Source organism: Jiangella anatolica, assembly GCF_003236295.1.
Lineage (GTDB): Bacteria > Actinomycetota > Actinomycetes > Jiangellales > Jiangellaceae > Jiangella > Jiangella anatolica.
The window spans coordinates 1-22,915 of record NZ_POTW01000018.1 but is presented as its reverse complement, the minus strand read 5'-3'; the positions used below and the strand labels follow the sequence as shown (position 1 = coordinate 22,915).

The following is a 22,915-nucleotide window of genomic DNA, read 5'->3' as shown; positions in this document are numbered from 1 at the left end:
TGGTCGGCTGGTCCACGTCGAGCGGGGTCGGCATCTGCTCGGCGCACCGGACCGCGCGGCTCGGCCGCGGCCTCAGCCCTGGGTTCCGTGGCCGACGCCCGACCGCGGCGCGTGCAAGACGCCGCCGCGAGTCAGCCGGCCAGGCGCTGGTCCTGGACGGCGTCGGCGTGCCGGGCGAGGTCGCCGAGGATCTCGTCCAGCCGATCGAGGTGCGCCCGGATCCACGGCAACCGGGTCGGGTCGTCGGCGGCCAGCGCGGCGTAGCGCTGCACGTCGGTGTCGCCGTAGAGCAGACTGGTCGACAGCCGCAGCCGCAAAGTGTCGTGACCGCCCTCGAAGTCGGCCGCGGGCAGCCCGCCGAGGCCGTAGGCGCCCAGCAGGTGCGCCGTCAGTTGCCGGCCGGTCGCGATGCCGTGATCGCGCTCCAGGAACTCGCCCCAGCCGCTGAAGTCCGGGTACAGGTAGAACCCGGCCCGCGGCGTCGGAAGGACGGCGCCGGCGCGCCGCAGCCGGTCGGCGACCGCCCGGACCACGGCGCCGTGCAGGCGGCGGCTGCGCTCGACCCGTTCGGTGAGCTCCTCCGGCTCGCCGAACGCGTACGCGGCCGCGTACTGCACCGGCGCCGCCGGGCTGGACCAGATCTCGCTGGCCACGCCGAGCACGTCGGCCAGCAGCGAACGTCCGAGCGGACTGTCCGGCAGCCGCATGACGCCGAGTCGCCAGCCGCACAGGGCGAGGCTCTTCGACAGCCCGGTGGTGACGATCGTCCGCTCCGGCGCGAACTCGGCCGGGCTGTGGACGAAAGTGCTCGGGTCGTGGACGAGGTCGCGGTAGATCTCGTTGGAGACGATCGCCAGGTCCAGGTCGCGGGCCACGTCGGCGAGACGCTGGACGGTGGCGCGCGACGGGACGTCGCCGGTCGGGTTGTCCGGCGTCGTGACGACGACGCTGCGCACGGTGCGGCCCGCCGCTCGCGCGGCGCGCACCGCCTCGGCGACGAGCTCCGGCTGCGGCACGCCGCCCTGGCCCGGCGCCGTCGGCACGTGGATCGGCCGGTGGCCGGTCAGTCGCGCCTGCGCCCGGTAGCTCACCCAGCCCGGCGACGGCGCGACGATGTCACCGCCAAGGGCGAGCAGCAGCCCGTACAGCAGCGGCTTGCTACCCGGCCCGGCGACGACGAGGTCCCAGTCCGTCGGCAGACCGCGGCGGCCCCAGTAGCCGGCGGCCGCCTCGCGCAGTTCGGGCGTCCCCGCGACGGGCCCGTAGGCGTTCCGGCTGCTCCCGATCGCCAGTGCTTCCCGCAGTGCCGGATGCACCGGCAGGCCGGCCTCACCGAATCCGAGCGGCAGCACGGGCAGCCCGTGCCGGCGCTTGTCGGCCAGCGCTTCGTCGAGGGCGAGGGTCGGGGACACAGGGACGGACATGGCGGACGTCAGCTCCGGGCGCGAGAGGTCGGGGCACGGGTGTGCCCGCGAAGATCAACGGATCACTCCAGGGTGCCCAGTGGTGATCCGCGGCACAACCGGATCCGGCCGATGCGATCGACTGTGACGCCTGTGACATCAGCGCGTCATCGATCAGGCGGCGATGAGTTTGCCGTACCGCTGCCGGGCCGCCTCACCGGAGGTGCCGAGGTAGGAGCCGATCAGCCACCACGGCAGTCCGACCCGCCGCGCTTCGGTCACGGCCTCCACGATGTCACGGTCGGCCTGGGCGCGCGCCTGAACCGCCCGGTAGATGGCGCTCAGCGGGCGGGCGTCCTTCCACTCGTCCGCATCGCGATCCCGCTCCTCGACACGGCGGGCGAGCTCGTCGGCGCGTTCCAGGGCCTCTTCGAGGGACATGGGCATGGGCATCACCGTAAGTGTTTGGGTCGGGCGGCCATCGCGTGAATGATCACTGGTCCGCTGGCGGTCCGGAGAGTGGCCAGCTCCAGCAGCCGCGCTGACCGATCGGGGCCGACCAGCAGGACGATCTGCTCGTCCTGCTCTTCGAACCTGATCGCGCAGCGGTAGGCGTGGAGCATGTCGTCGTCGGCGACCCCGTGCTTGCGGGCGCTGGGAGCGATACGGGGCTCTGTCAATGACGGTATCCCTTGCGGAGGGCCTTGGCAAGGTAACTTGTCGCCGTCGATGGCGCTGGCATCCATGGCACCGGGTCGCTCTACGCCGCCGGCGGCGTAGAGCATGAGGTGCAGGTGGCAGCCGGTCGAGAGGCCGGTGGTGCCGGCGCGGCCGATCACCTGGCCGGCCCGGACCGGCCGGCCGGCGGTCACCGAGAACGCGGACAGGTGGCTGTAGGACGTGGTGAGCGGCGTGCCGCGGATCCGGCCGTGGTCGACGGTGACCTGCAGGCCGTACGGGCCGCGATCGCCCGCGTCGGTCACCCGGCCTGCCGCGGCCGCCCGGATCGGCGCGCCGCAGGCAGCGGCCAGGTCGGCGCCGTCGTGCAGTTTGCGTTCGCCGGTGATCGGGTGCACCCGCATCCCGTACGGCGAGGTGATGCGCGGCACCGCGACCGGCCAGGTCAACCCGGCCGACGCTGGCGGCTGCTGCGGTGGCGGCGGTGGGTCACCGGTCAGCGTCCGTGCGCCGAGCGGGAGCAGCCGGACCGCCCCACCGCCCACGAGCGCGAGTGGGTCGGTGTACTGCTCGCCCTCGATCGCGCCCCAGTGCAGGCAGGCGACGGGCGCACAGTGGCTCCCGGCCGGCTCCAGCGTGCCGATCGGATGGCCCGTGCCGACCTCGTCGCCGACGGCTACGGACGCGGCGACCGGCTCGTAGGTGGTGCGCAGCATCCCGTGGCCGATCACGACGACGCCGCGGCCGGCGAGGCGGCCGGCGTAGGTGACGGTGCCCGGGCCGGGCGCACGGACCTCGGCGCCGGCGGCCGCGGCGAGGTCGACGCCGCGGTGACCGGCCTGCCAGGGCTGATCCGGGGGATCGAAACCGTGGACGATCTCGACGGGGCCGCCCGGCGGACCGACGGGGTAGACCCAGCCGGGGTTCGGTTGGGGCGGCGGCACGTCGGCGGGTGCTGCCGCAGCCAGGCCGCGGGTCGGCTGGGTCGAGATGCCGGCGAAGAGGCGGCCGCGGTTCGACGGCGGACGGGGCGGTTGGCCGGCAGAGGTGGCGTCCGGTGGATCGGGGCTGGACGCGGACGCGGCGGGCGCGAGGACGGTGAACGACGTGGTGCCGGGGGATGCGGCGACGAGGGCCAACTCGGTGAGAGGTGGCGCCGGGGCGACGGCTCGGGCGACGAGAGCGGCGGCGGTGCTGGCGGGCACCTCAGCGTCGTCGGCGGCGGGCGGCACATCGGCGCGAGCGGGTAGGGCGGTCGCAGGCCCGGCGGCCGCAGCGTCGGTGGGAGAGGGCGGCTCGGCGGGGACGCTGCCGAGGGCGAGAACGAGGACGAGGGCGAGGAATGGGCTCATGCCTGCGAGCCTCCGCGCCGGACCGGGCCGGATCAGGGGCCCGGAACGGATTTGTGGACAAGTCCGCGAATCGGCGGGGGCTGTGGATGGAGCGGCGCAGCCGACACGCCGGGCGATCTGCTCACAGGTGCATCACGAAGTCGCAACGAAGGGCGGCCCGCGGCGGGCTCGGCTGGACGACCCCACCCCCCGGCCCGGGAGGGTCGAAGGCGAGACGAGTGAGACGAAACCGGTGTGAAGCAGGGGTGCAGACGGGTATGGGTGCTGATATGAATCGTAGAAAGGTCCGTGGTCATGCGGCCGCTCTCGCGGTGATCGCGCTGGTCAGCGCCGGTTGCGGCGGCGGGGACGACGTCGATCTGGACGATCCGGCGGGCTCGGGCGGGGGCGACCAACCCGACGGCGACCAGCCCGACGGCGACCAAGGCGGCGGGACCCTCGTCGCCGCCATCAGTGCCCAGCCGGACCAGTTCGACCCGCACAAGACCCAGGCCTACGCCAGCTTCCAGGTCCTCGAGAACGTCTACGACACCCTCGTCGTGCCGGACGCGGAGGGGGAGTTCCAGCCCAGCCTGGCCACCGAGTGGACGACCAGCGAGGACGGACTGACGTGGACGTTCACCCTCCGCGAGGGGGTCACGTTCCACGACGGCAGCACGTTCGAGGCGGCCGACGTCGTGTACTCGTACAACCGGATCATCAACGAACAGCTGGCCAACGCCTACCGGTTCGCCAGCGTCGCGAGCGTCGAGGCGACCGACCCGCAGACGGTCACCATCGCGCTGAGCGCGCCGACGCCGGCGCTGCTGGACAACATCGGCGGCTTCAAGGGCATGGCGATCATCCCTGAGGGCGCCGCCGAAGCCACCGACCTCGCCACGACCGCCGTCGGCACCGGACCGTTCACCCTCGAGGAGGCCGGCGCCAACGGCGTCACGCTGGCCCGCTACGACGACTACTGGGGCGACCCCGCGCTCGTCGACGGCGTCGAGTTCCAGTACGTCAGCGAGCCGGCCGCGGCCCTGACGGCGCTGCGCTCCGGCGACGTCCACTGGACCGACAACGTCCCGCCGCAGGACATCGAGGGGCTGCAGGACGACGACGAGGTCGAGCTGGGCGTCACCCCGAGCGTCGACTACTGGTACCTCGCGATGAACGAGACGAGGCCGCCGTTCGACAACCGCGACTTCCGCCGCGGCGTCGCGTTCGGCATCGACCGCGACGAGGTCACCGAGGCGGCGCGATTCGGCGCGGCCACCACGAACCAGAGCGCCATCCCCGAACAGAGCCTCTGGTACCACGAGTACGCCCCGTTCGACCACGACCCCGAGCAGGCACAAGAGCTCATCGAACAGACAGCGGCCCAGAGCCCGCAGCCCATGGGCCTCATGGTCACCGACGAGTATCCCGAGACGATCCAGGCCGCCCAGGTCATCCAGGCCCAGCTCGCCGAGGTCGGCGTGGAGGTCGGCATCGAGCAGGAGGCGTTCGCCACCTGGCTGGACCGCCAGGCCGCCGGCGACTACGACGCGTTCCTGCTCGGCTGGCTCGGCAACCTGGACCCGTTCGGCTTCTACCACGCGCAGCACCTGTGCGAGGGCACGTCGAACTACCAGGGCTACTGCAACCCCGAGGTCGATGAGCTGCTCAACCAGGCGGCCGCGGAGACCGACCAGGACGCGCGCAAGACGCTCTACGACCAGGCCGCCGAGCTGATCGTCGACGACGTCAGCTACCTCTACCTCTACAACCCCGACGTCGTGCAGGCGTGGGCGCCCGGCCTCGAGGGCTACGAGATCCGGCCGGACAAGGCGATCAACTTCGAGACCGTGAGGCTGCCGGAGTGACGCGGTACGCGCTGCGCCGGCTGGCGCAGTCGGTCGCGGTGCTGCTCGGCGTCAGCGTGCTGGTCTTCGCGATCATGCAGCTGGTGCCGGGCGACCCGATCCGGGCCGCGCTCGGCCAGCAGGCCGACCCCGACACCTACCAGGCACTCAGGGAACGGGCCGGCCTCGACGACCCCGTCCCGCAACAGTTCGTGACCTGGATCGGCAACGCCGCGATCGGCGACTTCGGCGTCAGCTTCCGCACCGGCGAGACCGTGCTCTCGCTCATCGCCGAGCGGGTCCCGGCGACGCTGGCCCTGGCCGGCGGCGCGATCGTCGTCGCGCTGCTGATCGCGATCCCGCTCGGCACCCTCTCCGCGCTCAACCCCCGCAAGCCGGTCGACTGGTTCGCGAGCCTCTCCAGCCAGGCCGGGCTGAGCGTCCCGGATTTCTGGCTCGGCATCATGCTGATCCTGGTCTTCGCCGGGACGCTCGGCTGGCTGCCCTCGTCGGGCTACGTCGCGCTGACGGAGGACCCGGTGGAATGGGCCAGGCACCTGATCCTGCCGGCCATCACGGCGGGCGTGTCCAGCGGCGCGATCCTCACCCGGTTCGTCCGCTCGTCGGTCCTGGAGTCGCTGGGTCAGGACCACGTGCGGACGGCCCGGGCGAAGGGCATGCGCGCCCGGGACGTGCTGACGTGGCACGTGCTGCGCAACGCACTGGTCCCGCTGGTGACGGTCGCCGGCGTGCAGCTGGCGTACCTGCTGTCCGGCGTCGTCGTGGTCGAGTACGTGTTCGCCTGGCCGGGTCTCGGGCAGCTGGCCTTCCAGGCGGTCGAGTCGCGCGACTACCCGGTGCTGCAGGGCGCCGTCCTGCTGTTCGCCGTCATCTTCCTGCTGGTCAACCTGGTCGTGGACCTCGCGTACGCCCGCCTTGACCCGCGCATCACCTACCGGAGCGCGCGATGAGGGCCGCCGAAACGATCAAACTGCTGTTCCGCGGGCCGACGGCGATCGTCGCGGCCATCGTCCTGGCCGGGCTCGTCCTGACGGCGTTCCTCGGCGAGCAGCTCGCCCCGCACAGTGCCACGGAAACCGACGTGTCCAACCGGCTGCAGAGCCCCAGCGCTGACCACTGGTTCGGCACCGACGAGCTGGGCCGCGACGTGCTGTCCCGGGTGATCCTCGGCGCGGAGGTGTCGCTGCGGGTCGGCGCCGTCGCCGTCGGCATCTCGCTGGTCGCGGGCGTCCTGATCGGACTGTTCGCCGGCTACTACGGCCGCTGGGTCGACGACGTGCTGATGCGGCTGTCCGATGTGCTGTTCGCGTTCCCGGCGATGCTGATGGCGATCGCCGTGCTGGCGATCCTCGGCCCCGGCTCGGCCAACGCGATGATCGCGATCGGCATCGTCTACACCCCGATCTTCGCCCGCATCACCCGCGCCAGCGTGCTCAGCGTGCGCGAGGAGGTCTACGTGCGGGCGGCCCGCTCGGCCGGCGCCGGCGACCTGCGCATCATCGGCCGGCACGTGCTGCCGAACGTGACCGCGCCGATCATCGTCCAGACGTCGATCAGCCTGGCGTTCGCCATCCTCTCCGAGGCCGCGCTGAGCTTCGTCGGGCTCGGCACGCAGCCGCCGGACCCGTCGTGGGGACGGATGCTCGCCGAGGGCCGCGGCTTCGTCGAACAGGCCTGGTGGATGGCGGTCTTCCCGGGCCTGGCGATCTTCGTGACGGTGCTCGCGTTCAACGTGCTCGGCGACGCGCTGCGCGACGTGCTGGACCCGCGGCAACGACAGGCGATGGCCGGGACCGGGGTGAGCGCATGACGGCGCCGGCGCTCACCGTCGACGACCTGCACGTCACGTTCCGCACCCGCAAGGGGCCGGCCCGCGTCGTCAACGGCCTGTCGTTCGAGCTGCACCCGGGCCGCACGCTCGCCGTCGTCGGCGAGTCGGGCTCGGGCAAGAGCGTCAGCTCGCTGGCGCTGCTCGGCCTGCTGCCGGGCACCGCCGACGTCCGCGGGAGCGCGATCTTCGACGGCGACGAGCTGATCGGGCGGTCGGAGGAGGAGCTGCGCAAGGTCCGCGGCGCCGGCGTCGGCATGGTCTTCCAGGACCCGATGACCTCGCTGAACCCCGTGCTGACGATCGAGCGGCAGATCGGCGAGGCGCTGCGGGCGCACGAGAAGGTGTCCGACGACGGCGTCAGGGCACGCGCCGCGGAGCTGCTCACCGAGGTCGGCATCCCCGACGCGAAGGCGCGGCTGCGCGCGTACCCGCACCAGTTGTCTGGCGGCATGCGTCAGCGCGTGATGATCGCGATCGCGCTGGCCGGCAACCCGAAGGTGCTGATCGCCGACGAGGCGACCACCGCGCTCGACGTGACCGTGCAGGCGCAGATCCTGGAGCTGATCGAGCGGCTGCAGGACGAGCACGGCATGGGCGTCGTCTGGATCACGCACGACCTCGGCGTCGTCGCGGGCATTGCCGACCACGTCGTCGTCATGTATGCCGGTCGCTGTGTCGAGGAGGGCGCCGTCGACGAGCTGTTCGGCCGGCCGGCGCATCCCTACACACGTGGGCTGCTCGGCGCGCTGCCGGTCGTCGACGACCCGCGGCCGGCCCGCGAGCGGGACGAGCTGGTGACGATGCCGGGCCTGCCGCCGGACCCGGCCGCACTGCCGCCCGGCTGCGCGTTCTACCCGCGCTGCCCGGTTCGCGCGGACGCCCGCTGCGCGACCTCGCTGCCGCCGTTGAGTCCCGTGCCCGGCAGCGCCGCCGAACACCGGGCGGCGACGTTCTACGCGGGGGAGGTGACCGGCCGATGAGCGACGTGCTGGTGCGAGCGTCCGGCCTGCAGGTGCGCTTCGGCCCGGTGCGCGCCGTCGATGGCGTCGACCTGGAGGTCCGCCGCGGCGAGACGCTGGGCCTGGTCGGCGAGTCCGGGTGCGGCAAGTCGACGCTGGGCAACGCGCTGCTGCGGCTGGTCGAGCCGACGGGCGGGACGGTGGAGTTCGACGGCCTGGACGTGACGGCGGCCGGCCGGCGGGAGCTGCGGGCGCTGCGGCGGCGCACGGCGATGATCTTCCAGGACCCGTACGCGTCGCTGGACCCACGGCGCACCGTCGCGGAGTCGATCGGCGAGCCGCTGGCCATCCACCGTCTGCACCGGGGCCGGGCGGCGCGGCGGGCCCGCGTCGGCGAGCTGATGGAGGTCGTCGGGCTGAACCCGGACCACGGCGGCCGGTATCCGCACGAGTTCTCCGGCGGCCAGCGCCAGCGCGTCGGCATCGCGCGGGCGCTGGCCGGCGAACCGGACTTCGTCGTCTGCGACGAGCCGATCGCCTCGCTCGACGTGTCCGTGCAGGCGCAGGTGGTGAACCTGCTGGTCCGGCTGCAACGCGAGTTCGGCCTGACCTACCTGTTCGTGTCGCACGACCTCGCGGCCGTGCGGCAGGTGGCCGACCGGGTCGCCGTCATGTACCTGGGACGGGTCGTGGAGCTCGGCGCGGGAGCCTCGGTGTCGTCAGCGCCCGCGCACCCGTACACGGAGGCGCTCGTGTCGGCCGTGCCGGTGCCGGAGCCGGCGCGGGAGCGGACCCGGCAGCGGATCGTGCTGACCGGCGACGTGCCGAGCCCCGCCGATCCGCCGTCGGGCTGCCGGTTCCGGACGCGATGCCCGAAGGCGTTCGAGCCGTGCCCGGACCACGATCCGGTGCTGCAGCCGACCGGGCCGGAGCAGGCCGCGGCCTGCCACCTGCACGGCGTCACGGACCGGTGACGGCCTCCGCCGAGGGAGCATCCGCCGGGGCCGCCTTCGCCGCGGACCGTCGCCACCACAGGACCCCGGCGACGGCGCCGACCAGCAGCAACAGCCCGGCCGCGATCAGCAGCGGCAGCGTCGACGACGTCCCGTCGCCGGCGGTGAAGTCCCACGGCTGCGTCGGCTCGTCCGCGGTGAACAGCGTCTGCGCCGACGATCCCTCCATCGACACGACGGTCCGGTACGCCTCGTTGAGATCGGTTAGCGCCGACACAGTCAGCTCGACGTCGGTGACGGGTGCGGCGCACTCGTACACCAGGCGCGCGCCCTCGCCCAGCGGGTCGATCGCGTCGACGCGGCCCGCGCAGGCGGCGCCGTCCTGCGTCACCGTGAGGTGGTCGAGCAGGTAGTCGGTGACGCCGGGGGAGCGGGCCAGCAGCTCCGCGCCGGTCAGGGCGTCCGCGTCCGGCACGTCGAACGCGCCGACGTGTTCGCCCAGCGACACCCAGTCGTCGTCGGCCGCGACCCACTGCAGCGTGACCTGCTCGCCGTCGGCGCTGAGGGTGGCGACCAAAGGCGGGCCGAACGGGTGGGCGGGCAGCACGGGCACAGCCAAGCGTACGGTCGTGAACCAGCGGTGAACGCCGGGCGGTCAGCCGGGGGTCAGTTCGCCGGTCCGGCGCACGATCGTGTCGTGCAGGAGCTCGGTGGCGCGCGGCTCCAGACCGATCTCGCCGACGCGGTCGGCCCAGCTCGCCGCCCGAGCCGTGAGCCGGGCGAGCATTCGGGTCACCGCCCGGCCGGGGAGGCCGAGCCGCTCGCCGGCCTCGACGAACCGGTCATGGCCCAGCCGGTTGGCCCGTCCATAGAGGTCGAGCGCCATAGGGTCGCGCCAGCTCAGATACGGCTGCGTCGACACGAGGTCGTACGCCGGCGTGGGCTGCCAGTATCCGTCCAACGGCCGATGGATGGAGAAGTTCTTGCCGTGCAGGTCGCCGTTGCCGATCAGGTAGGAGAACGCGACGAGTTGGAGCAGCCGCAGCGCGGCCGCCGGGCGGGAACCGCCACCCTGCCCACATCGCTCGGCCAGGGTGGCGATGACGTCCTGGGCACGAAGCCGGTATTTGCTGGCCGGATACACACCCATCACCTGACAGGCATCCTCTTGCGCCAACCGCCGTTCCTCGTCGTCCAGCGTGACGCGGTCGAAGCGGAGGACGACCAGGCCCGCGCGACCGTTGCGATCGTGGATGAGCTGATGCTCGGGGGTGCGCAACTCGCAGGCGCGCGCCATCCGGAGGAAGAAGTCCTCGTTCTCCACCAATCGGGGATAGCCGCGGTCTGGGGTGAGCTTGAGAATCGCCGGGCCGCTGGTCGTCCAGAACGGTGACGAGATCATCGCCGCCGAGACCTTGGGCTGGACCCCAGGAATCGCTGCCTGATCGTAGGAGAGCGACTCCGCGCCGACGATGCGATCGAAGACCTCACGAAGGTCGACGCTGTCGGCTGAGGCCAGGTCGAGGGCAGGCGACGAATCAGCGAACGGCGTGGCCGCGGGCAGCACGCTCACGTCGCCGACCGTGTCCGCGCCAACGGCGAGGAGAAGGGTCAAGTGATCATCCTCGGAGGTTCGCGTTCCGGCGACGATCGCGCCGAGCCGCGCTCCTTCGGGAAGCAGTCCGGCGAAGAACGGAGGGACGCTCTCGCCGCTGGAGCGCACTTCGGCGGCGCGCTTCGGGATGGTCCACGCGAGTGGCGGCGTGGCTGCGTCGGCCAGATACTCGTCGTCATAGCGGAACACGATGTCCGTGCCCTCGCGGCTGAGCCGCCCCGCAGGCCGGCCGTCCTTGTAGACGTCGGCCGTGTCGATCGACCGCAGCTTGGCGAACGTCACGACGTGGCCTCACTCGTCGTGTCCGAGAGCGGGACCAGCGCGATGGCGCAGCCCAGTACATCCGCGACCGCCAGCAGCGACGCCAGCCGCGTCGATGCGCGGCCCGATTCCAGCGCCTGCAGGCTGGATCGGGCGAGTCCGGCGAGATCGGCGACCTCCTGCTGGGTGAGGCCGAGCGCGAGTCTGCGCTCGTAGACCTCCCTGGCCAGGGCGGGTGCGGCGGCCGCGCGATTGGATCCTCTACGGCGCGGGACAGGCATGGTATGCCTCGCTTTCCAGGCTTTGTATCGCTCGGAGGCGAGGCTAGCAGGCTGGAAGGGTGTTATGCATGGAAAATCGCGCATAGAGGCGCTAGAGAGATCGGCGCGATGTCGAAAGCACTCTTGTGCTCGGCAAGTCGAGTATAAGAAGTCGCGCGACCGGTTCGCTCGGTGGTTGGAGAGTGGGCGCGTGCGTCCCGTACACTGGGGGACGGCTCAGTCTCGACTGGGTCAAATTCGCGTGCCCTGAGCACGGTCATCGTCGTCGGTCCTGACGTCCGGAAAGTCGGACGGCGGGTGGCGGTAGGCCGGTGGGCACCAGGCGCGGCGGCCGACCACCGTCGCGATGAACCGGAACGACGCATCGGGAGCAACGCGACCGGTGCGAGAGGAGGGGACGAGGCCATGGCCGTCGTCACCATGCGTCAGCTGCTCGAGAGCGGCGTGCACTTCGGGCACCAGACCCGCCGCTGGAACCCGAAGATGAAGCGCTTCATCTTCACCGAGCGCAACGGCATCTACATCATCGACCTGCAGCAGTCGCTGTCCTACATCGACCGCGCCTACGAGTTCGTCAAGGAGACGGTCGCCCACGGCGGCACGGTCCTCTTCGTCGGCACGAAGAAGCAGGCCCAGGAGGCCGTGCGCGAGCAGGCCACCCGCGTCAACATGCCCTACGTCACCGAGCGGTGGCTGGGCGGCATGCTGACCAACTTCCAGACCGTCAACAAGCGGCTGCAGCGGCTCAAGGAGCTCGAGGAGCTCGACTTCGACGACGTCGCCGGTTCCGGCTTCACGAAGAAGGAACTGCTCATGCGCAAGCGTGAGAAGGACAAGCTCGAGCGCACCCTTGGCGGCGTGCGCAACATGGCCAAGGTGCCCAGCGCGGTGTGGATCGTCGACACCAAGAAGGAGCACCTGGCCGTCGACGAGGCCCGCAAGCTCGGCATCCCGATCGTGGCCATCCTCGACACCAACTGCGACCCCGACGAGGTCGACTACCCGATCCCGGGCAACGACGACGCGATCCGCGCGGTCAGCCTGCTGACCCGGGTCGTCGCCGACTCGGTCGCCGACGGCCTGCTGGGCCGGGCCGGCCAGCGTGGCGAGGTCGCCGACGGCGCGGAGCTGGCCTCCGACGAGCCGCTGGCCGAGTGGGAGAAGGAGCTGCTCCAGTCGCAGACGGTCGCCGAGCCGGCCGCCGAGGCTCCCGCCGCCGCCGAGGCGCCGGTCGAGGAGACCCCGGCTGAGGCTCCGGCCGACGAGGCCGTGGCCGCCGAGGCGCCGGCCGCTGAGGCTCCGGCTGAGGAGACCCCGGCTGAGGCTCCGGCCGACGAGGCCGCGACCGCCGAGGCTCCGGCTGAAGAGGCTCCGGCCGAAGAGGCTGTGACCGAAGAGCCGGCCACTCAGCAGGCCTGACGATCACCCCGGCCCGGGCGGAGGTCCGCCCGGGCCGTCACCAGACCACACCAGCAAACTGATTCAGAGAGAAGTGTGAGGATGCCGAACGTCACTGCGGCCGACGTCAAGCGGCTGCGCGATGCCACCGGTGCGGGCATGATGGACGCCAAGAAGGCGCTGGAGGAGACCGGCGGCGACTTCGACCAGGCCATCGAGGCGCTGCGGATCAAGGGCGCGGCCAAGGTCGCCAAGCGCAGCGCCGAGCGGACCACGGCCAACGGCCTGGTCGCGGCGTCGGGCCCGGCCATGATCGTGCTGGCCTGTGAGACCGACTTCGTCGCCAAGAACGAGGACTTCCAGAAGCTGGCCGGCGACATCGCCGCCGCCGCGGCCGAGGCCAAGCCGGCTGACGTCGACGCGCTGCTGAACGCGCAGCTGGCCGACGGCCGCAAGATCGGCGAGGCCGTCGACGCCATCGCGGCGGTCGTGGGCGAGAAGGTCGAGATCGGCGGCGTGGCCGTCGTCGACGGTGAGTACGCCTTCTACCTGCACAAGCGCGCCGCCGACCTGCCGCCGCAGGTGGGCTCGTTCGTCGTGTACACCTCCGACGGCTCCGACGCGGCCCAGGCGGCCGCCCGCGACGCCGCCATGCAGGTCGTCGCGCTGAAGGCCACCTACGCCACCCGCGACGAGGTCCCCGCCGACGTCGTCGAGAACGAGCGGCGCATCGCCGAGGCCACCGCCCGCGAGGAGGGCAAGCCCGAGCAGGCGCTGCCGAAGATCATCGAGGGCCGGGTCAACGGCTTCTTCAAGGAGACCGTGCTGGTCGACCAGCCGTCGGTGAAGGAGTCGAAGAAGTCGGTCGGCGCCGTGCTGGCCGAGGCCGGCGTGACGGTCCAGCGGATCGTCCGGCTCGAGGCCTGATCCGGCCGGATCGACGAGCCAGGACACGCCAATCCCGACGCACAGGAGGCCGGCACCGTGACGGAGACCGATGAGACCGCGACGGTGCCGGCCTCGGCCGTGCCCGGGACCGGCAAGCCGCCGCGCCGGGTGCTGCTGAAGCTGTCCGGCGAGGTGTTCGGCGGCGGCGCCGTCGGCGTCGACCCCGACGTCGTCAAGAGCATCGCCGCGCAGATCGCCGAGGTCGTCCTGAACAAGGAGGCCGAGGTCGCCGTCGTCGTCGGCGGCGGCAACTTCTTCCGCGGCGCGGAGCTGCAGCACCACGGCATGGACCGCGCCCGCGGCGACTACATGGGCATGCTCGGCACCGTCATGAACTGCCTGGCGCTGCAGGACTTCCTCGAGCACGTCGGCGTCGACACCCGGGTGCAGACCGCGATCACGATGGGCCAGGTCGCCGAGCCCTACATCCCGCGCCGCGCCGCCCGGCACCTCGACAAGGGCCGCGTCGTCATCTTCGGCGCCGGCGCCGGCATGCCGTACTTCACCACCGACACCGTCGCCGCCCAGCGCGCGCTCGAGATCGACTGCGACCGCCTGCTGATGGGCAAGAACGGCGTCGACGGCGTCTACGAGGCCGACCCGCGCAAGGACCCGTCGGCCCGCAAGTACCGCAGCATCACCTACACCGAGGTCCTGCGGCAGCGGCTCAACGTCGCCGACCCGGCCGCCTTCAGCCTGTGCATGGACAACCAGCTGCCGATCGTCGTCTTCGGGCTCAGCGAGCCCAACGGCATCGCCCGTGCCATCCGCGGCGAGCGGATCGGTACCTTGGTCGCCTCGAACATCGAGACGGTCGTCGAGGGCTGAACGGGCGGCAGCGCCCCGATGGTCCTCTAGGATCGTCGCCACACAGCAAGCGAAGGAGTAGTGGTGATCGACGAGACCCTCCTCGAGGCCGAGGAGAAGATGGAGAAGGCCGTATCCGTCGGCAAGGAGGACTTCGCGTCCATCCGCACCGGCCGGGCCCATCCGTCGCTGTTCAACAAGATCGTGGTCGACTACTACGGTGCGCCGACCCCGGTCAGCCAGCTCGCGTCGTTCCACGTGGCCGACGCCCGCATGATCACCGTGCAGCCCTACGACAAGGGCTCGCTCGGGGCCATCGAGCGGGCCATCCGCGACTCCGATCTCGGCGTCAACCCCACCAACGACGGCAACATCCTGCGTGTCGTGCTGCCGACGCTCACCGAGGAGCGTCGTCGCGAGTACATCAAGCTCGCCCGCGAGAAGGCCGAGGGCGCCCGGGTGTCCATCCGCAGCGTGCGCCGGCACGCCAAGGAGACGCTGGACAAGCTGGCCCGCGACGGCGAGGTCGGCGAGGACGACGTCGCGCGCGCGGAGAAGCAGCTGGAGACGGTGACCAAGACCTACGTGGAGCAGATCGACGATCTGCTCAAGCACAAGGAAGCCGAGCTGCTCGAAGTCTGAGTACACACGTGGTGATGACTGACGGGACGACCAGCGGCAGGTCCCGCCGGCACGGGCGAGCCGGCCGCGACCTGCGGGCGGCGACGCTCGTGGGCCTCGGCTTGGGCGCGGTCGTGCTCAGCACGCTGTTCCTGCTCGAGCCCGCCTTCGCCGGCCTGGTGGTCGTCGTCATGGTGGTCGCGGTGTGGGAGCTGGCGACGGCGCTGGGCGCGCGGTCGATCCAGGTACCCGTCGTGCCGGTCGTGCTGGGCACCGTGCTCATGCTGGCCGGCGCGTACCTCGGCGGCGGCTCGCCGCTGGTGGTGGGCCTGGGACTGACGGTGGCAGCGGTGGCGGCCTGGCGCCTCGGCGACCCCCGCCCGGGCTACCTGCGCGACGTCTCGGCGGGCATCTTCACCACCGTCTACGTGCCGTTCCTGGCCGGGTTCGCGCTGCTGATGGTGCGGCCCGACGACGGCGCCTGGCGGGTGTTCGCGCTGCTCGTCGTCGTGGTCGCGTCCGACACCGGCGGCCTGCTGGCCGGCGTGCTGGCCGGCCGGCACCCGATGGCGCCCAGCGTCAGCCCGAAGAAGTCGTGGGAGGGCTTCGCCGGCTCCGTGCTCCTCGGCGTCGGCGTCGCCGTCCCGGTGGCGATGTTCGCGTTCGACGCGCCCTGGTGGACCGGCGTCGTGCTCGGCGTCACCGGCGTCGTCGGCGCCACCCTGGGCGATCTGGGGGAGTCGCTGATCAAGCGCGACCTCGGCCTCAAGGACATGAGCCAGCTGCTGCCCGGCCACGGCGGCCTGATGGACCGGCTGGACTCGCTGCTGCCGACGGCGCCGCTGGTGTGGCTGGTGCTGGAGTACGTCGTGACGGTCTAGGACGTTCGGCTGCCGCGCCGCCCGGCCGATCGGCCCCCTCGACCTCGACATACGTCATCAGCCCGCCGATCGTGGGACAATGGTCGCCATCATGCCCAGACCCGGTGAGCTGACGCTCGTACCCGCCCGGCGTGGCAAACCGCCCCGCCATCTCGCCGACCTCGACGTCGATGCCCGCCGCCAGGCGGTGGCCGACCTCGGTGAGCAGCCCTTCCGGGCCGACCAGCTCTCCCGGCACTACTTCGCCCGGCACGTCAACGACCCGGCGCAGATGACCGACGTCCCGGCGGCGGTGCGCGAGACGCTGGCGGCGACCATGCTGCCGACGCTGACCACGGCCGTCCGGCACCTCGAGACCGACGGCGGCACCACCCGCAAGACGCTGTGGCGGCTGTTCGACGGCGCCCTGGTCGAGAGCGTGCTGATGCGCTACACCGGCGACCGGCCGCGGGTGACGCTGTGCGTGTCCAGCCAGGCCGGCTGCGGCATGAACTGCCCGTTCTGCGCGACCGGCCAGCAGGGGCTGACCCGGAACATGTCGGCGGCCGAGATCGTCGAACAGGTCGTGGCGGCGGAGCGGATGCTGGCGGACGGCGAGATCGCCGGGGGAACCGGGCGGGTCACCAACGTCGTCTTCATGGGCATGGGCGAGCCGCTGGCCAACTACAAGGCCGTCGTGACGGCGGTGCGGCGCATGACCGACCCGGCGCCGTCGGGCCTGGGCATCGGCCGGCGCGGCGTGACGGTGTCCACCGTCGGCCTGGTGCCGGCCATCGACAAGCTGGCCGCCGAGAACCTGGGCGTCCGGCTGGCGCTGTCGCTGCACGCGCCCGACGACGAGCTGCGCGACGAGCTGGTGCCCGTGAACACCCGCTGGAAGGTCGGCGAGGCGCTCGACGCGGCCCGCGCCTACTTCGAGAAGACCGGCCGCCGGGTGTCCATCGAGTACGCGTTGATCCGCGAGATCAACGATCACGCCTGGCGCGGTGACCTGCTCGGGAAGCTGCTCAACGAGCGCGGCCGCGGCTGGGTGCACGTCAACCCGATCCCGCTCAACCCGACGCCGGGCTCGAAGTGGACCGCGTCGAAGCCGGAGGACGAGGCCGCGTTCGTCGCCGCGCTGGAGGAACGGGGTGTTCCGGTCACCATCCGGGACACCCGAGGTAGCGATATCGACGGGGCATGTGGCCAGTTGGCTACCGTTGGTGATTAGTATGCATTGCGCTTTGCTCGGCCGGTCTCGGGGGATATCGGCTTCGCGGGCGGTGGGCTGGCTGGTCCCACCGCGCGTGGAATCGCCCGATGCCGGCCGTTCTGTGTTCGGGAGGAGAGTGACACCTGGTGGCCGTCAGTCGTGAGCCTGAGTTCCGCACCACACGTATGCGTGAGGGCTATGACCTGGACACCGTCGACGACTTCGTCGACCTCGTGATCGACGCCCTGGAGGGGCGCTCGGGCGGGCGCGGCATCACGCCCGAGCAGATCGAGGCCGAGGAGTTCAAGGTCGTCCGCATGCGTGAGGGCTACGTCATGGACGACGTCGACGACTGGCTCGACGCCGCCGCGACGGAGCTGCGCGCGCGCCGCAAGGCCGCGCAGCAGTCGCAGCAGCACCAGCAGGTGCCGGCGAACGCCTACGCGCCCGGCGCGGGGCTGCCGCCCGGCGGGGGGCTGCCGCCCGGCGGTCCCGGCCTGCCGGCCGGCGCACCGGCCATGGGCGCGCCGGTGTCGCCGCCCCCGGCCGCCCCGCCGGTCATGCCGCCGCCCGCCGCCGGCGGCTACGGCCCGCCGGCCGGTCCGCCGTCGAACCCGTCCTACCCCGCCGCGTACTACGACACCTCGCACGCGACGTCGCACGGCACTTCGCACGGCACCAGCCAGTACGACACGCAGGCCTACGACCCGCTCACCGACTCCGCCGTCAGCGAGCTCGACCCGGTGCTGCGCGCGCTGGACTCGTCCTACGGCCAGCCGCAGCCGCCGGCCGCGCCGCCGCAGCAGGAGCAGTACCAGCGGGCGCCGGAACCGGCCGGCGACGACTCCTCGCTGGCGCCGTCCAGCACCCCGTCGACGGGCCTGCACCACATCGAGATCTGGGTCCGCGACCTCGACGCCGCCACCCGCTCGTTCGGCTGGCTGTTCGAGCGGCTGGGCTGGACGCTGTTCCAGGCGTGGGAGAACGGCCGGTCCTGGCAGGCGCCCGGCGGCGGCCCGTATGTCGTCATCGAGTGCTCGCCGGACCTGAGCTGGGTCGCCTACGACCGCAAGGCCCCCGGCCTGAACCACCTGGCGCTGGCGGTGCCTGAGCAGTGGATGGTCGACCGCATCGTGTCCGAGGCCCCCGCCTACGGCTGGCACCTGATGTTCGCCGACCGGCACCCGCACGCGGGCGGGCCGCACCACTACGCGGCCTACATGGAGAACGACGACGGCTACGAGGTCGAGGTCGTCGCCCCCTGACGCGATGCGGCCCGCCGCGGCGCGGCTCAGCGGCCGAGGTAGGCCCCTCCGTTGACGTGCAGGATCTGGCCGGTGACGTGGCCGGCGGCGGGCGAGGCGAGGTAGTGCACGGCGGCCGCGACGTCCTGCGTCGTGCCCTCGCGCTTGGTCATGGTCTCGTTCACCAGCCGCTCGCGCCGCTCGTCGGTGAGCCGGCCGCGGAAGAACTCCGTCCCGACGGTGAGGCCGGGGGAGACGACGTTGGCGGTCAGCCCGCGCGGGCCGATGTCAGCCGCCACTGACGCCGTCCACGCCTCGATCGCCGCCTTGGCCGCGCCGTAGTCGCCGCCGCCGCGGCGGGCGCCGATCGAGCCGATCGTCACGATCCGCCCGCCCGACGGCATCCGCGGCAGCAGCGCCGTGGTCACGAGCACCGCCGTCAGCACGTTGGCGTCGAAGTTGGCCCGCCACGCCGCGGCCACGCCGGCGAGGTCGCCCGGCTCGGGCGCCGGCACGCCGACATTCGTGTTGCCGCCGGCCGCGTTGACCAGCACGTCCACCGTGCCAGGCAGCCGGTCCAGGGCCGCGGCGACGGCGGCCGGATCGGCGGCGTCGAAGTCGACGGCGGTCGCCTTCGGGCCGAGCTCGGCGACCGCCTCGTCCAGCTTCGAGCGTCGCCGTCCGGTCACGACGACGGTGTCGCCCTCGGCCGCGAACCTGGCGGCCACGGCGCGGCCGATGCCGGTCCCGCCGCCGGTGACGACGATCGTGCGTGCACTCATCCCAAACTCCTTTAGTGCTAAAGTACCTGTCGATGACAGCGTATCTCGACGGGTCCGACCGCATCCAGGCCGCGTGGCGGCGCGAGCTGCCCGGCGTCCCGGCGGACTCGATCGGCGTCATCACCCGGGTCTGGCGGCTGGGCCAGCTGCTCGCCGACGACCGCCGCCGTACGCTGGACCGGCTCGGCATCGACAACCCGACGCTGGACCTGCTCAGCACGCTGCGCCGCAGCGGCGCGCCGTACCGGCTGACGCCCAGCCAGATCGCAGCGCGCAGCTTCGTCACCGCCGGCGCGATCTCGCAGCGGATCGCCCGGGCCGAGGCGGCCGGGCTGGTGCGGCGCGAGCGGTCAGCGGCCGACGGGCGCTCCGTCGTCGTCGCGCTCACCGATGAGGGGCGGGCGCTGAACGAGCGCGTCGTCACCGAGTTGCTGCGGCACGAGGAAACGCTGCTCGACGGCCTCGACGAGGCGCAGCGGGCGACGCTCGCGGAGCTGCTGAAGACGTTGCTGGGCGAGCTCACCGAGCGGTTCGGTGCGCAGGACCGTCCACCGCCCGATGTAGCGTAGCGCCCTATGAAGGTGCTGATCTCCGCGGATATGGAAGGGGCCACCGGCACCACCTGGCCCGCCGACGTGGAGCCGGGGACCGAGCAGTGGCAGCGCTGCCGGGCGATGTTCACCTCCGACGTCAACGGCGCGATCGCCGGGCTGTTCGACGGCGGCGCCGACGAGGTGCTGGTCAACGAGGCGCACGCGACGATGCGCAACCTCCTGCTGGAGCGCCTGGACGAGCGGGCCACCATGATCACCGGGCGGCACAAGGCGCTCACGATGGTCGAGGGCCTGCAGAGCGGCGACGTCGACGGCGTCGTGTTCCTCGGGTACCACGCCGGGGCCGGCGCCGAGGGCGTGCTGGCGCACACGTACCTGCCGAACAGCATCACCGGCGTCTGGGTCGACGGCGACCCGGCCAGCGAGGGCCGGCTGAACGCGCTGGTCGCGGCCGAGTACGGCACGCCGGTCGTACTGGTCACCGGCGACGACCGCGCCTGCGCCGACGCCGCCACCTACGCGCCGCTGGCCCGCACCGCCGCCGTCAAGGAGTACGTGTCGCGCTACGCCGCCCGCTGCCTCCCGCCGGGGCGCTCGTTCGAGCTGATCCGGGCCGAGGCGAAGGCGGCCGCCGGGCTGGCCGTCCGGCACGAGCCGGTCACCGGCCGTGGGCCGTACACCGTCGAGATCGAGGTCGACGCGACGCAGCTGGCCGACTTCGCGGGTATGGTCCCGACCGTGGAGCGGGTCGCCGGGCGCCGGGTGCGCTACGCCGCGGCGACGGCGTACGACCTGATCCGCTGCTTCAAGGCCGTCACCACCCTGATCTCGAACGGCATCGAGAACCACTATGGCTGATCCTGACGTCCTGACCCTCGCCGCCGACCTCATCCGCATCGACACCACGAATCCCGGCGACGGCACCGGCCGGGAGCGGCCGGCCGCCGAGTACGTCGCGGAGAAGCTGGCCGAGGCGGGCATCGACGCGACGTTGATCGAGTCCGCGCCGAACCGCGCGAACGTCGTCGCCCGGATCACGGGTACCGACCCCGGGCGGGCGCCGATCCTCGTCCACGGTCACCTCGACGTCGTGCCGGCGCAGGCCGCCGACTGGTCGGTGCACCCGTTCTCCGGCGAGGTCCGCGACGGCATGCTGTGGGGCCGCGGCGCCATCGACATGAAGGGCATGGACGCGATGATGCTCGCCGTCGTGCGGGCCTGGGCGCGCGAGGGCCGCCGGCCGCCGCGCGACGTCGTCCTCGCCTTCACCGCCGACGAGGAGGCCAGCGCCGAGCACGGCTCGACCTGGCTGGTCACCAAGCACGCCGACCTGTTCGAGGGCGTCACCGAGGGGATCAGCGAGTCCGGCGGCTACACCTTCCACGTGGGCGGGCGTCGCCTCTACCCCGTCGGCGCGGGGGAGCGGGGCACGGCCTGGCTGAAGCTGACGGCGCGCGGGCGGGCCGGGCACGGGTCGCGGGTCAACCACGACAACGCGGTCGCCGCGCTGGCCGGTGCGGTGCATCGGCTGGCGACGTACGAGTGGCCGCTGCGGCTGACGCCGACGGTGCGGGCGTCGATCGAGGGGATCGGGGCGGCGCTGGGTGTGCCGGTGGACCTCGCCGACGTCGACGCGACGGTGGCCCGGTTCGGCCCGGCCCGGGTGCTGGTCGATGCCGTCCTGCGCAACAGCACCAACCCGACGATGCTGAGCGCCGGCTACAAGGTGAACGTGATCCCGGAGACCGCGACCGCCTACGTCGACGGCCGGGTCGTGCCGGACGCCCGCGACGAGTTCGAGGCGGTCGTGTCCTCGCTGGTGGGGCCGGATGTGAGCTGGGAGTACGAGCACGCCGAGGTCGCGCTGTCGGCCGACCCCACGGCGCCGGCGTTCGCCGCGATGGCGGCCGCGCTGCTGGCCGAGGACCCGGGCGCGCACGTCGTCCCGTACTGCATGGCCGGCGGCACGGACGCCAAACAGTTCTCCCGGCTCGGCATCACCGGCTACGGCTTCTCGCCGCTGCGCCTGCCACCGGACCTGGACTACTCTGCGCTGTTCCACGGCGTCGACGAACGGGTGCCCGTCGACGCCTTGGAGTTCGGCGTGCGGGTACTGGACCGGTTCCTGACCACCTGATCGCTGGAGCGAACGTGCCCGAGACCGCACCGTACGGAAGCTGGCCGTCGCCGGTGTCCGCCGAGATCGTCGCCGAGAACGACGGCCGGCCCGGCTGGCTGAGCCACGCCGCCGGAGCGCTGTGGTGGACGCGGCCGCAGCCGGCGGAGGGCGGGCGGGTGGCGCTGCTGCGGCTGCCCGACGGCGCCGTCACGCCGGAGGTGGTGTTGCCGGCGCGGTGGAACGTGCGCAGCCGCGTGCACGAGTACGGCGGGCTGGCCCACCTGGTGACGCCGGACGGCGCCGTCGTGTTCGCCGAGTTCACCGACCAGCGGCTGTACCGGTTCGAGCCCGGTTCGGACCCGGTCGCGCTGACGCCGTCGCCGGCGATCCCGTCGGGGCTGCGGTACGCCGAGCCGGTGCTGTCGCCGTCGGGGACCGAGGTGTGGTGCGTCCGCGAGGAGCACACCGGGCCGGCGCCCACCGACGTGCGCCGGGCGCTGGTGGCGGTGCCGCTGGACGGGTCCGGCGACGTGCGGGTGCTGGTCGAGGACACTCACTTCCTCGCCTGCCCGCGGCCGTCGCCGGACGGGACCCGGCTGTCGTGGATCGGCTGGGACCACCCGAACATGCCGTGGGACGCGACGGTGGTTCGGGTCGCGCCGGTGTCGTCCGACGGGGTCGTCGGCTCGCCGGTGACCGTGGCCGGCGGCCCGTCGGAGTCCGTGCCGCAGGCCGAGTGGGAGACGGCGGACGCGCTGCTCGTCGTCACCGACCGGACCGGCTGGTGGAACCTGCACCGCGTCCGGCTGACCTCGGACGGAGCGGCCGAGCCGGAGGTGCTGTGCGAGCGGGCCGAGGAGTTCGCCGGGCCGCTGTGGCAGCTGGGGATGCGCTGGTTCGCGCCGATCGGCGAGGGCGAGGTCGCGGTGATCCGTGGCCGTGCGTCGTCCCGGCTGAACCTGCTCGACACCGGGACCGGGCTGCTCTACGACCTGCTGGAGGACGTGCACACCGAGTGGTCGCCGACGCTCGCGGTGTCTGGCCGCACGATCTACGGCGTCGCCGCGTCCCGCGTCGAGCCGTTCGAGGTGGTCGCGGCCGGTGGTGGGTCGGTGGCGCCGGTGCTGCCGTCGGTGCTGTCCGTGCCGGTGACGTCGCTGCCGTCGCCGCAGCCGCGCACGTTCTG

Annotated in this window: 23 protein-coding genes; 16 read left to right on the top strand and 7 right to left on the bottom strand. The window is 72.5% G+C overall.

The window, feature by feature from the left end:
* Positions 1-131 precede the first annotated feature (131 nt).
* The 3 genes from C1I92_RS09680 to C1I92_RS09670 all read right to left on the bottom strand — a co-directional run bounded on the left by C1I92_RS09680 (position 132) and on the right by C1I92_RS09670 (position 3,433).
* On the bottom strand, positions 132-1,424 hold the full coding sequence (locus C1I92_RS09680) for a pyridoxal phosphate-dependent aminotransferase (protein ID WP_111254458.1): 1,293 nt from the start codon (positions 1,422-1,424) through the stop codon (positions 132-134).
* A gap of 153 nt (positions 1,425-1,577) precedes the next feature.
* On the bottom strand, positions 1,578-1,850 hold the full coding sequence (locus tag C1I92_RS09675) for a hypothetical protein (RefSeq protein WP_111254457.1): 273 nt from the start codon (positions 1,848-1,850) through the stop codon (positions 1,578-1,580).
* Positions 1,851-1,855: 5 nt separating this feature from the next.
* Positions 1,856-3,433 carry a M23 family metallopeptidase gene (locus tag C1I92_RS09670; protein WP_111254456.1) on the bottom strand — a complete coding sequence of 526 codons (1,578 nt, stop codon included), beginning with the start codon at positions 3,431-3,433 and terminating at the stop codon, positions 1,856-1,858.
* A gap of 269 nt (positions 3,434-3,702) precedes the next feature.
* Between C1I92_RS09670 and C1I92_RS09665 the strand changes: the two genes are divergently transcribed.
* The 5 genes from C1I92_RS09665 to C1I92_RS09645 are packed head-to-tail and all read left to right on the top strand — an operon-like array spanning position 3,703 to position 9,044.
* On the top strand, positions 3,703-5,280 hold the full coding sequence (locus C1I92_RS09665) for an ABC transporter substrate-binding protein (RefSeq protein WP_111254455.1): 1,578 nt from the start codon (positions 3,703-3,705) through the stop codon (positions 5,278-5,280).
* Positions 5,277-6,230 (top strand): ABC transporter permease, encoded by a 954-nt coding sequence (locus C1I92_RS09660; protein WP_111254454.1) that lies wholly within the window; start codon positions 5,277-5,279, stop codon positions 6,228-6,230. The genes C1I92_RS09665 and C1I92_RS09660 overlap by 4 nt, the downstream gene beginning before the upstream one ends.
* Positions 6,227-7,090, top strand: a complete 864-nt coding sequence (locus C1I92_RS09655; protein ID WP_111254453.1) for an ABC transporter permease — start codon at positions 6,227-6,229, stop codon at positions 7,088-7,090. The genes C1I92_RS09660 and C1I92_RS09655 overlap by 4 nt, the downstream gene beginning before the upstream one ends.
* A complete protein-coding gene (locus C1I92_RS09650) occupies positions 7,087-8,091 on the top strand; it encodes an ABC transporter ATP-binding protein (protein WP_111254452.1) in 1,005 nt (334 codons plus the stop codon). Before C1I92_RS09655 ends, C1I92_RS09650 begins: the two co-directional genes overlap by 4 nt.
* On the top strand, positions 8,088-9,044 hold the full coding sequence (locus C1I92_RS09645) for an ABC transporter ATP-binding protein (protein WP_111254451.1): 957 nt from the start codon (positions 8,088-8,090) through the stop codon (positions 9,042-9,044). Before C1I92_RS09650 ends, C1I92_RS09645 begins: the two co-directional genes overlap by 4 nt.
* On the opposite strand, the gene C1I92_RS09640 is transcribed toward C1I92_RS09645, so the two are convergent.
* From C1I92_RS09640 to C1I92_RS09630, 3 genes are read right to left on the bottom strand one after another with little or no spacing between them, the layout of a single operon-like run.
* Entirely contained in the window at positions 9,031-9,636 is a 606-nt protein-coding gene (locus tag C1I92_RS09640) for a hypothetical protein (protein WP_111254450.1), read from the bottom strand. The genes C1I92_RS09645 and C1I92_RS09640 overlap by 14 nt on opposite strands.
* A 42-nt stretch (positions 9,637-9,678) precedes the next feature.
* Complete coding sequence (locus tag C1I92_RS09635) at positions 9,679-10,920, bottom strand: type II toxin-antitoxin system HipA family toxin (protein WP_111254449.1); 1,242 nt, start codon at positions 10,918-10,920, stop codon at positions 9,679-9,681.
* The gene (locus tag C1I92_RS09630) at positions 10,917-11,180 is read right to left on the bottom strand and encodes a helix-turn-helix transcriptional regulator (protein WP_111254448.1); all 264 of its coding nucleotides are present in this window, start codon (positions 11,178-11,180) and stop codon (positions 10,917-10,919) included. Before C1I92_RS09630 ends, C1I92_RS09635 begins: the two co-directional genes overlap by 4 nt.
* A 405-nt stretch (positions 11,181-11,585) precedes the next feature.
* Between C1I92_RS09630 and rpsB the strand changes: the two genes are divergently transcribed.
* From rpsB to C1I92_RS09595, 7 genes are all read left to right on the top strand, one after another.
* Positions 11,586-12,599 carry a 30S ribosomal protein S2 gene (gene rpsB, locus C1I92_RS09625; protein ID WP_111254447.1) on the top strand — a complete coding sequence of 338 codons (1,014 nt, stop codon included), beginning with the start codon at positions 11,586-11,588 and terminating at the stop codon, positions 12,597-12,599.
* A gap of 81 nt (positions 12,600-12,680) precedes the next feature.
* Positions 12,681-13,505 carry a translation elongation factor Ts gene (gene tsf, locus C1I92_RS09620; protein ID WP_111254446.1) on the top strand — a complete coding sequence of 275 codons (825 nt, stop codon included), beginning with the start codon at positions 12,681-12,683 and terminating at the stop codon, positions 13,503-13,505.
* An 84-nt stretch (positions 13,506-13,589) separates the two neighbouring features.
* The gene (gene pyrH, locus C1I92_RS09615; RefSeq protein ID WP_369124088.1) at positions 13,590-14,354 is read left to right on the top strand and encodes a UMP kinase; all 765 of its coding nucleotides are present in this window, start codon (positions 13,590-13,592) and stop codon (positions 14,352-14,354) included.
* A gap of 63 nt (positions 14,355-14,417) precedes the next feature.
* Positions 14,418-14,975 (top strand): ribosome recycling factor, encoded by a 558-nt coding sequence (gene frr / locus C1I92_RS09610; protein ID WP_111254523.1) that lies wholly within the window; start codon positions 14,418-14,420, stop codon positions 14,973-14,975.
* A gap of 14 nt (positions 14,976-14,989) precedes the next feature.
* Positions 14,990-15,835, top strand: a complete 846-nt coding sequence (locus tag C1I92_RS09605; RefSeq protein ID WP_111254522.1) for a phosphatidate cytidylyltransferase — start codon at positions 14,990-14,992, stop codon at positions 15,833-15,835.
* Between the two features lie 91 nt (positions 15,836-15,926).
* The gene (gene rlmN / locus C1I92_RS09600; protein WP_111254521.1) at positions 15,927-17,048 is read left to right on the top strand and encodes a dual-specificity RNA methyltransferase RlmN; all 1,122 of its coding nucleotides are present in this window, start codon (positions 15,927-15,929) and stop codon (positions 17,046-17,048) included.
* 128 nt (positions 17,049-17,176) lie between these two features.
* Positions 17,177-18,295: a DivIVA domain-containing protein gene (locus C1I92_RS09595; protein ID WP_158564060.1), complete on the top strand. Its 1,119-nt coding sequence runs from the start codon at positions 17,177-17,179 to the stop codon at positions 18,293-18,295.
* Positions 18,296-18,321: 26 nt separating this feature from the next.
* On the opposite strand, the gene C1I92_RS09590 is transcribed toward C1I92_RS09595, so the two are convergent.
* Positions 18,322-19,056 (bottom strand): SDR family NAD(P)-dependent oxidoreductase, encoded by a 735-nt coding sequence (locus C1I92_RS09590; protein WP_111254443.1) that lies wholly within the window; start codon positions 19,054-19,056, stop codon positions 18,322-18,324.
* Between the two features lie 32 nt (positions 19,057-19,088).
* On the opposite strand from C1I92_RS09590, the gene C1I92_RS09585 reads away from it, so the two are divergent.
* From C1I92_RS09585 to C1I92_RS09570, 4 genes are all read left to right on the top strand, one after another.
* Positions 19,089-19,625, top strand: coding sequence for a MarR family winged helix-turn-helix transcriptional regulator (locus C1I92_RS09585; protein WP_111254520.1), 537 nt, complete (start codon positions 19,089-19,091; stop codon positions 19,623-19,625).
* Between the two features lie 6 nt (positions 19,626-19,631).
* Positions 19,632-20,468 carry a M55 family metallopeptidase gene (locus tag C1I92_RS09580; RefSeq protein WP_111254442.1) on the top strand — a complete coding sequence of 279 codons (837 nt, stop codon included), beginning with the start codon at positions 19,632-19,634 and terminating at the stop codon, positions 20,466-20,468.
* Positions 20,461-21,747: a M20/M25/M40 family metallo-hydrolase gene (locus C1I92_RS09575; RefSeq protein WP_111254441.1), complete on the top strand. Its 1,287-nt coding sequence runs from the start codon at positions 20,461-20,463 to the stop codon at positions 21,745-21,747. Before C1I92_RS09580 ends, C1I92_RS09575 begins: the two co-directional genes overlap by 8 nt.
* A 14-nt stretch (positions 21,748-21,761) precedes the next feature.
* A partial coding sequence (locus C1I92_RS09570) for a TolB-like translocation protein (protein WP_267896729.1) occupies positions 21,762-22,915 on the top strand: 1,154 nt, incomplete at its 3' end.

Excerpts from the sequence above, each read along its gene's own strand:
- C1I92_RS09675 (WP_111254457.1), bottom strand. The coding sequence starts at position 1,850 with ATGCCCATGTCCCTCGAAGAGGCCCTGGAACGCGCCGACGAGCTCGCC.
- C1I92_RS09680 (WP_111254458.1), bottom strand. The coding sequence starts at position 1,424 with ATGTCCGTCCCTGTGTCCCCGACCCTCGCCCTCGACGAAGCGCTGGCC.
- C1I92_RS09645 (WP_111254451.1), top strand. The coding sequence starts at position 8,088 with ATGAGCGACGTGCTGGTGCGAGCGTCCGGCCTGCAGGTGCGCTTCGGC.
- rlmN (WP_111254521.1), top strand. The coding sequence starts at position 15,927 with ATGCCCAGACCCGGTGAGCTGACGCTCGTACCCGCCCGGCGTGGCAAA.
- C1I92_RS09650 (WP_111254452.1), top strand. The coding sequence starts at position 7,087 with ATGACGGCGCCGGCGCTCACCGTCGACGACCTGCACGTCACGTTCCGC.
- C1I92_RS09630 (WP_111254448.1), bottom strand. The coding sequence starts at position 11,180 with ATGCCTGTCCCGCGCCGTAGAGGATCCAATCGCGCGGCCGCCGCACCC.
- C1I92_RS09655 (WP_111254453.1), top strand. The coding sequence starts at position 6,227 with ATGAGGGCCGCCGAAACGATCAAACTGCTGTTCCGCGGGCCGACGGCG.
- C1I92_RS09585 (WP_111254520.1), top strand. The coding sequence starts at position 19,089 with ATGACAGCGTATCTCGACGGGTCCGACCGCATCCAGGCCGCGTGGCGG.
- C1I92_RS09665 (WP_111254455.1), top strand. The coding sequence starts at position 3,703 with ATGAATCGTAGAAAGGTCCGTGGTCATGCGGCCGCTCTCGCGGTGATC.
- C1I92_RS09580 (WP_111254442.1), top strand. The coding sequence starts at position 19,632 with ATGAAGGTGCTGATCTCCGCGGATATGGAAGGGGCCACCGGCACCACC.
- rpsB (WP_111254447.1), top strand. The coding sequence starts at position 11,586 with ATGGCCGTCGTCACCATGCGTCAGCTGCTCGAGAGCGGCGTGCACTTC.
- C1I92_RS09575 (WP_111254441.1), top strand. The coding sequence starts at position 20,461 with ATGGCTGATCCTGACGTCCTGACCCTCGCCGCCGACCTCATCCGCATC.
- C1I92_RS09605 (WP_111254522.1), top strand. The coding sequence starts at position 14,990 with ATGACTGACGGGACGACCAGCGGCAGGTCCCGCCGGCACGGGCGAGCC.
- tsf (WP_111254446.1), top strand. The coding sequence starts at position 12,681 with ATGCCGAACGTCACTGCGGCCGACGTCAAGCGGCTGCGCGATGCCACC.
- C1I92_RS09670 (WP_111254456.1), bottom strand. The coding sequence starts at position 3,433 with ATGAGCCCATTCCTCGCCCTCGTCCTCGTTCTCGCCCTCGGCAGCGTC.
- C1I92_RS09590 (WP_111254443.1), bottom strand. The coding sequence starts at position 19,056 with ATGAGTGCACGCACGATCGTCGTCACCGGCGGCGGGACCGGCATCGGC.